Here is a 7674-nt window from a genome sequence, read left to right on the forward strand (position 1 = left end):
CACTGACCTTCGAGGGTCCACTCGTTGGCGTTGAGCATCCCGGTGGCGGGGGTACTGCACCGATTCACCCGGGTGCGGGCCTAAAACGCTTACTTCACGGTGACGGTCATCGTGGACCTTGGCCAAAGCTAGGCGTACTGCCGACACACCTGATCTTCCGCGGCCCAGCGGTCGATCGTGTCTTTGCCGACAACGTCAACGATTGCGGCGAGCGCGTTGACGCCGGCGGCGTGCGGCGGCGTCGGCGCGTCGTTCGTTGCGCGGGAGGGCCAGCGCTGCAAGCTGAGCCGCTTCCCCAGCCCACCCCCGCAGCCGGTGACGGCGGCCGCCACTGCGGCCCCCACAGCGGTGATCACCCCGCCGGCTGGCCCCACCCCGGCGCTACCCGCACCCAGGCCCTTCGACGCCACCGTCCCGACTACTGATGAATCCGATTCGACCTGACCACCGTGCTGTATGCGTACCCTCATGCGGTGCCCGGTCTCCGTTTGGCATCTCCGCTGCGTCGCTGGCTGACCATACTCGCCGGATGCGTCGCCGTCGTCGTGGCGAGCATGCTCCTGGTCGACCGTCCCGTCGCTTCCTACATGAGCGAGCACACCCGCCCACTCGGTCTGCTGCGCTGGACGGTGGAGTTGCACCGCTGGGCCGACGAGGCGGCGCTGGTGATCATCGTGGCCTGCGCCCTGCTCACGGCCGCCGCTCCCCGGCACCGGCCGTCGCGGCTGACGGCCACGCTGTTCCTGACAGCCTGCACGGTGATCGTGACCCGTGCGATCAAGGACCAGCTGCAGTTGGCGTTCGGCCGCACCTGGCCCGAGACGTGGGTCGACGACAACCCGTCCTACATCCGCGACGGCGTCTTCCGGTTCGACTTCTTCCGCGGCGGCGAGGCCTACTCGTCATTCCCGTCGGGGACGACCGCGACGATCACCGCGGTGTTCGCCGTTCTGTGGTGGTGGTACCCGCGCGGCCGGATCGTCTACGCGACGGTGATCGGTCTGGTGGCGGCGACGCTCGTGACCAGCGATTTCCATTTCGTCAGCGATATCGTCGCGGGCGGGTTCATCGGGATGTCGGCGGGCTGGTTCGCCATTCAGATATGGCAGGCCTGGGGGCCGAGCGGCCCGGCCGGGCAAAGCCAACAAGCAGAGGTCTGAATTCGCCTGTCCACGTGGTGATTTCGCCACCGAGGTGACGGCGGCGTGGGCGGTGCCCTCGCCGCGACCCACGCGGACTCATTGAGGCCCGTGGGGAGGGGTCTTTTGACCCTGATGCGCTCCCGGTTTCACCCGTTAACGTCGGGTTGAGTCTGAGAACCGTACGGTTGTGCGATTGCCGAAGGGGCGAACTGCCCGCCGGTGCGATGGTTGGAGGAACTTCCAGATGGTTTCTCAACGAAGTGGCAATTTGGCCAAGCTGATGTCATCCAAATAAGAAAGTGGTCGTCGGCCGTGGGAACCTGCAGTAGCAGCGCGCCTCTCGGCGCGCCTCCCCGTGAACCAATTCCGTGACTTGACGCTGGTGGACGAGGCTAGGTCAATCCGTACCGTGGGCGATGATCCGGCGGACGAGCTCTTGATCCGCGCTATCCGCAGAGGCGGCGAGGCCGGCGATGACGCTGCGCCGGTTCGCCTCGGGCTGGTTCTGTGACATCTTCGCCTTGCCCTCCCAGCGCGAGATAACCAACTCGACACCGACGATGGCCCGTAACTGCCTGTCCACAAACGATTCCGGGGAATCCTCGACTGACCACGGGTGCTGTTGCCGGGCTTCATGATGGTCGGTGAGTTCCCCGACCTGTCTGCGGAGCCAGACCGGATCGTCGTGGATATCCAACCGCCCGTATGCCACGACCACCTCGTAGTTCCACGTCGGGACCACCTCCCCCGTTTCAGCCTTGGTGGCATACAGCGACGGTGAGATGTAGCCATCCATTCCGGGCAGGATCGCCAGTGACTCCGTGTTAGGTCCGGGGTCACGCCAGTGCGGGTTGGCCCGGGAGACATGTCCGGTCAGGCTGTTCCGTTCGACATCGTATCGGACCGGGAGCGGCGTCACGTGCAACCCGCGCTCCGCGGGCGTGACCAGATAGGCCAGCGTCGCATCCTGCAGCATGCGGCGAACTCCCGCGTCGGGAACCTGGAACGGCGGCGGGATGAACATGGCTGGCGCCCAACGCTACTCGGCGGTACCGGGGGCGCTCAGGGACCCGTTTGACTCCCGCCGGCCGTTGGTGAAGTACAGCACGAGCAGCCACACGAAGTATGCGGCTATTAGACCCGTCTGGAGCCAATAGACACGAGTTGGGCGGCCGTCGAGAACCGCCGCCAGCGCGGCCGAGACATTGACGGCCGACAATCCGAGAACGGTGACCCCCAAGGCGATCAAGGCGAAGGGCACCGCGCTCCGGTTCAGGGCCGCATTCACGAAGAGGCAGACGTAGGCCACCACCGCAAAGGAAATGATCTTGTCCTGATAGGCATAAAAAGGGACGTCGTAGTACACGAAAAGCAGCGGGTACTTCAGGCCGAAGAAGTGCGCCGCGGCCATGCAGCAGAAGTAGGCGACGCCAGCCCATAAGCCGATCCGGAGAAGTCCACGGGGTGCTTCGCGACTGGTCACCTCGATATCCAACCAGTTTGCCGAGGATGTCGGCGCCCATCGCGGTCAGATGAGTTCCGGGCGCAATCCAGCTCACCGCGTCGTGGAGCTGGTCAGGGGTGATGACTCCGATCATGCGGCCCGTATTCGAGACAGATCCTTGCGTAGGTTGTACACGGTCGCACGTGACACCCCCAGTGCGGCGGCGACGTGTTCGGCGGCGTTGCGGGTGTCGAAGACACCCCGCTTGTCCAGATCGGCCACGATGGATAGGCGGTCCTCCCGGCTCAGTGCCGACCGGGGCACTCCGTTCGATCGGCACCAGTCCTCGATCAGGCCGTTCACCGTCGCCCGCCAGTCCCGCTGGAACAGTGCCTCCGGCTGCTCTTCCCTCGGTGCGGCGAAAGTAGACAGCAGCAGCGCCGCCGAGTCGATGGCCGACCGGTCGAAGTTGATGCACAACAGCATTCGGCCCTCATCGACGCGCACGCTGACCGACGACAGCCGGCGGCCCTGCCGTTCGATCTGCTCGTAGGGGCCCAGGACCTGTCCTTGGGGCAGACCGGCGAGCTGCTCCGGATCTAGCAGGGACTCCTCGCCGGGCTTCCGGGCCGAGAACGCGTTCCAGATCGCGACCAGCCGATCCCGTGCGACGTCGTGCAGCGCGACCTCGACATGGGGGTGGAACAGAGTCGTCAGGGCGGTGGCTGCCGCAGCCACGTCCGCGGGAATCTGGGAACGATGGTCGCGCCGAGACACTGCCATGGTTATGGACTATATGTCCAAGCTAGACAAATTATCAATCACCGCGGTAGCGTCGGCGCACCACTCCAAACGGCCGACCAAGCCCGCAACAAGTGACGAGATCCACCATGAAGGCATCCCAATACCCGCACGTCGACGACGCGCTGATCCTCAGTGCACGCGCGATGATCGACAGGGAACTTAAGACCTTCGGCGAGCGGACCCCGCGCTCGGCCCGGTGGCTGGCTGACGCCGAGCAGGTGATGCCCGGCGGTGTCCCGATGGCCTGGATGCGCTCGCTATACCGACATGCCCCCGTCGTGGCCGTCCGCGGATCGGGACCCCGGTTCGAGGATCTGGACGGCAATATTTACCTGGACTTCAACGCCTGCGATCTGGCGATGCCCGCCGGCTTCGCCCCAGAGTCGATCGTGCGCGCGATCCAGGAGCAGGCCCTGCTGGGCAACCACTTCCTGCTGCCGACCACCGACACCGTAGAGGTGTGCCGGCTGCTCACCGAGCGTTTCGGCCTGCCGCAATGGCAGTTCACCCTCTCAGCGACCGGTGCGAACACCGACGCCCTGCGCATCGCCCGGGTGGCCACCGGACGCTCGACCGTGCTCATCTTCGACGGCAAGTACCACGGACACCTCGACCAGACGCTGTGGTCGCGCAACGACGGCGGCATGGACGCCGACCTCACCGGACTCGACCCCTCCACCGCGCAGACCACTGATGTCCTCCCCTACAACGACGCCGACGCACTTCGCGCTCGTCTCGCGCGTGGCGACGTCGCCGCAGTCCTGGTCGAGTCCGCGCTCACCAACTGCGGGCTGGTGCTGCCGTCACCGGAGTTCGTCGCGTCGCTGAACACCGACGTGCGCGCAGCCGGCGCCGTTCTCATCGTCGACGAGACCCACGTACAGTTCGCCGTCCACGGCGGGGGCACAACCGAATTCGGCCTCAAGCCCGACATGCTCACCGGCGGCAAGGGGATCGGCGGCGGCGTCCCGATCGGGGTGATCGGGATGACCGACGCGATCGCCGAGGTGCTCGTCGCAAACCGTGACCACGACCCCGGCCTGCTCGACACCGGTGACGCGCACGGTCTCGCCGTGGGCGGCACTCTCTACGGCAATGCATTGTCCATTGCCGCTGCGCGGGTCGGGCTCGCCGAGATCTTCACCCCCGAAGCGGGCCGGCGCGTCGACGCCCTGGGTCAGCGGCTGCAGACCGGACTGCAGCGCGAGGTCGACCGGGTCGGTCTCCCGTGGACCATCGACCGGCTCGGCGGACGTATCCAGTTCCGTCTCACCCCGCAGGCCCCGCGCACCGGAGCGGAGAGCTTCGCCTCACTGGTCCTGCCCCTCGCCGACGCCCGCAAAGTCTTCCTCCTCAACCGTGGTATCTGGGACTCCATCGCCACCGCCGGCCCCTCGGTGTCCTATCCCATCACCGAGGCCGACGTCGACACCTACATCGACGCCGCCGGTGAGTTCCTCGACGAACTCACCGGGTAGTACGGCCACCGCCAAAGCCGGAAGAGCGGGAGGAAGCTGTCTCTAGCATCAGGCGGGGGGCCGCAGAGCAGATAGCTCCCGTCGTGCGTCCCAACGCATTGTGGGGACGATGCCGAACGAGATCGTCGAAGGTTGGGTTCCACACGATTGGTCTTTGAGATAATTGCAGGTGTCTTGATGAACAGCTCGGCAGTGGACGCGGCGGCAGGGGCGGCGGTGTTGTTCACGATGGTCTTCCCTTCTCTCATTCGGGAATTACCAGCAATGGCGGCGAGTTCCGTCTTGGGTCACGGATAGATTGATCACGAACAGCCACGGCATCCGCAGTATGGCCGGACCGCGGCGGTGAGGAGCGATGATCGACGTACTCGGACTGTTCCCGCCCGGTTCGCTCGTCGATGACGAGGGCGAGTTGGTTGTCGGTGGTTGCCGGCTGACGGCGCTCGCCGAGGAGTTCGGCACCCCGGTGATGGTGGTCGCCGAGGATGCCGTCCGCCAGCGCGCCCGGGACTATCTCGCAGCCTTTCGCAACCGTTGGCCCAGATCGGACGTGGCCTTCGCGTCGAAGGCCTTTCCCTGCACGGCCATTCAGCGCCTGATGACCGAAGAACGTCTGCTGCTCGACGTGGCCGGCGGCGGCGAGATCGTCACCGCCTTGGCGGCCGGGGCGGACCCGGCTCGGATGGTGTTGCACGGCAATGCGAAAACCGACGAAGAGCTGGAGATGGCCATCCACCACGGCGTTGGCCTAGTGGTCGTCGACAACGAGGACGACATCGACCGCCTTGAGCGGATCGTCGACCCCGGGCGCCGCCAGCCATGCCTGGTGCGAGTCATTCCCGGCGTCCAGGCCGACACCTATGCGGCTGTCGCGACCGGTCATGCCGGTTCGAAGTTCGGACTGGACCCCGAGGCGGCCCGGGCGGCGATTGCCCGAATCCGGCGCAGCCAGCGAATGCGCTGCGACGGGGTGCACACGCACGTCGGCTCGCAGATCCTCAACGTCGACCAGCTGGCGGCAGCGGTAGCACCCATCGCCGAATTGGGCGAGTTTGACGTCTACGACTTCGGCGGCGGGTTGGGTGTCCGCTACACCTACGCCGATCACCCCCCGGCGCTGGACGAGTACGCCGCCGCCCTGGTGAATCAAGCGCGGAACCTCCTGCCCGCGCAGGCGCAAATCCTTGTCGAGCCGGGACGTTCGATGACCGCTGCGACGGCGTGCACGGTGTACCGGGTCACTACGGTCAAGCGCGGCGAGGTCACCCACGTCGCGATCGACGGCGGGATGGGCGACAACCTCGAGGTCTCGCTGTACGGGCAGCGATTCGAGGCGACCGTGGTCAATCGGCTCGGCGGCGGGGACACCGTCAACGTGGTGGGCCGTCACTGCGAGTCCGGTGATCAACTCATCGACGGTGTGCCGCTTCAGGATCCCGTGGTGGGCGATCTTCTCGCCGTCCCAGTCACCGGGGCCTACTGCTACACAATGTCCAACCAGTACAACGGAGCGCGACGCATTCCCGTGGTCCTTGTCTCCGACGGGAACCCTCGGCTCGTGGTGCGCCGGGACACCTGGGACGATCTGCTCGCCCGGGACGTTCCCTTCATCGGCAATCCACTCTGACGGATGCAGCCGCCCACGCCAGCCTGGGTGTCTAGTCCACGGCCATGATCGGCATGTTCCCGAAGCCGAAGGGTAAGCCGGGCGCCATCATGAGGTTGGGACCGGTCTGGCGGGGTTCGGCGTAGATCGCGTTGTGCCCGTTGCGGGTGCATATCGAGGTCGGGCCGTCGTCGTTGCAGGCGGCGGAGCCGGCGGCGGCGACCGGTGCGGAGATGATGGCGGCGGCGGTGCCGGCGAAGATGGCGCCGGCGATGGTCTAAATGGCCATGGTGGGTGTTCGTCCTGTCGGTAGGTGGGCGGTGAAAACTTGACCGGCAGTGGTGGTTTCGGACTGCTCGCCTGTGTAATTCTGAGCGTATGGGCGCTCGATGGTGCGGTCAGCAACCTCATACAATCATGGACATCGACGTCGATGAGGGTCGTGCGGTCGATGTGGTCGTGGTGCGCGAGAAACCGGAAACTCCCGGGCAGGACACCCGCCGCCCGAGGTGCCCGAACACCAAGACGTACGAACCAACGATTATGAATTAAATTTCTATGAACAATCTGGGGCCGGGCACAGGTCGCGGAACCCCGGCTCGTCAGACCTTCAGAGTCGGCGTCAACGCGGCGCTGAGGATCTCCGCGTCACGGGTGGCGATTGTCAGGCCGCGCCGCGCGGCCTGAGCCACAATCATCCGGTCGAACGGGTCGCGGTGATCCCACCGCAGCCGGCCGGCGACGATCGCGTCGGCACCCTCGATCGCCAATTCAGTCAGGCCCATCGCCGCGATGATCTCCGGCCACGCGGAGAGCAGTGGCTCCCCGTCGAGTCGTCCGAGGCGGGTCTTGATCGCGATCTCCCAGGCTGTGGCGGCGGAGACTGCGACGTTGCGGGCGGGGTCGCTGATCACCTCGCGGGCATGGGCCGACACCTCACCGGGAGCACTCACGAGCCACAGCAGCGTGTGGGTATCCAGAAGGATCGCCTTGTGAACCACCAGCGGCGTGGGCTCGTCACTCGCCGGCGTGTCCGCCACCGGCGGTTCCCTCCCACGCTGCCAGTTCCGATGCTGGCAGCGGCTCGTCGAAATCGGCACCGATCGCCATGTTCGGAAGCTGCCCGAAGGACCGCGGCCGCGGCCGCAAGGGCGACAGTACGGCCACCGGCCGGCCCCGGCTGGTGATCGTCACCGGCGA

At 66.2% G+C, this 7674-nt stretch carries 9 protein-coding genes; 3 read left to right on the forward strand and 6 right to left on the reverse strand.

Going from position 1 to position 7674, the window contains the following annotated elements; genetic code table 11:
* Positions 1 to 128: 128 nt before the first annotated feature.
* Positions 129 to 410, reverse strand: coding sequence for a hypothetical protein (locus ADBZ5N_RS06805; protein WP_526256729.1), 282 nt, complete (start codon positions 408 to 410; stop codon positions 129 to 131).
* Positions 411 to 473: 63 nt separating this feature from the next.
* Here ADBZ5N_RS06805 and ADBZ5N_RS06810 point away from each other — a divergent pair, with 63 nt between their 5' ends.
* Positions 474 to 1160 carry a phosphatase PAP2 family protein gene (locus ADBZ5N_RS06810; protein ID WP_526256730.1) on the forward strand — a complete coding sequence of 229 codons (687 nt, stop codon included), beginning with the start codon at positions 474 to 476 and terminating at the stop codon, positions 1158 to 1160.
* A gap of 379 nt (positions 1161 to 1539) precedes the next feature.
* On the opposite strand, the gene ADBZ5N_RS06815 is transcribed toward ADBZ5N_RS06810, so the two are convergent.
* From ADBZ5N_RS06815 to ADBZ5N_RS06825, 3 genes are all read right to left on the reverse strand, one after another.
* Positions 1540 to 2166: an FMN-binding negative transcriptional regulator gene (locus tag ADBZ5N_RS06815; protein ID WP_526256731.1), complete on the reverse strand. Its 627-nt coding sequence runs from the start codon at positions 2164 to 2166 to the stop codon at positions 1540 to 1542.
* 15 nt (positions 2167 to 2181) lie between these two features.
* Positions 2182 to 2553 (reverse strand): hypothetical protein, encoded by a 372-nt coding sequence (locus tag ADBZ5N_RS06820; RefSeq protein ID WP_526256732.1) that lies wholly within the window; start codon positions 2551 to 2553, stop codon positions 2182 to 2184.
* Positions 2554 to 2736: 183 nt separating this feature from the next.
* Entirely contained in the window at positions 2737 to 3369 is a 633-nt protein-coding gene (locus tag ADBZ5N_RS06825; protein WP_526256733.1) for a helix-turn-helix transcriptional regulator, read from the reverse strand.
* A gap of 107 nt (positions 3370 to 3476) precedes the next feature.
* On the opposite strand from ADBZ5N_RS06825, the gene ADBZ5N_RS06830 reads away from it, so the two are divergent.
* Together ADBZ5N_RS06830 and lysA are read left to right on the forward strand one after the other, a co-directional pair.
* A complete protein-coding gene (locus ADBZ5N_RS06830; RefSeq protein WP_526256734.1) occupies positions 3477 to 4868 on the forward strand; it encodes an aminotransferase class III-fold pyridoxal phosphate-dependent enzyme in 1392 nt (463 codons plus the stop codon).
* A gap of 355 nt (positions 4869 to 5223) precedes the next feature.
* Positions 5224 to 6495: a diaminopimelate decarboxylase gene (gene lysA, locus ADBZ5N_RS06835; protein WP_526256735.1), complete on the forward strand. Its 1272-nt coding sequence runs from the start codon at positions 5224 to 5226 to the stop codon at positions 6493 to 6495.
* 581 nt (positions 6496 to 7076) lie between these two features.
* Here the strand turns inward: lysA and ADBZ5N_RS06840 are convergent.
* A complete protein-coding gene (locus tag ADBZ5N_RS06840) occupies positions 7077 to 7514 on the reverse strand; it encodes a type II toxin-antitoxin system VapC family toxin (RefSeq protein ID WP_526256736.1) in 438 nt (145 codons plus the stop codon).
* Positions 7492 to 7674, reverse strand: a 183-nt coding sequence (locus ADBZ5N_RS06845) for a type II toxin-antitoxin system Phd/YefM family antitoxin (RefSeq protein WP_526256737.1), incomplete at its 5' end; no start/stop codon positions are given. The genes ADBZ5N_RS06840 and ADBZ5N_RS06845, both read right to left, overlap by 23 nt.

Origin of the sequence: Mycobacterium sp. (genome assembly GCF_044370595.1) — a bacterium.
Classification (GTDB): Bacteria; Actinomycetota; Actinomycetes; order Mycobacteriales; family Mycobacteriaceae; genus Mycobacterium.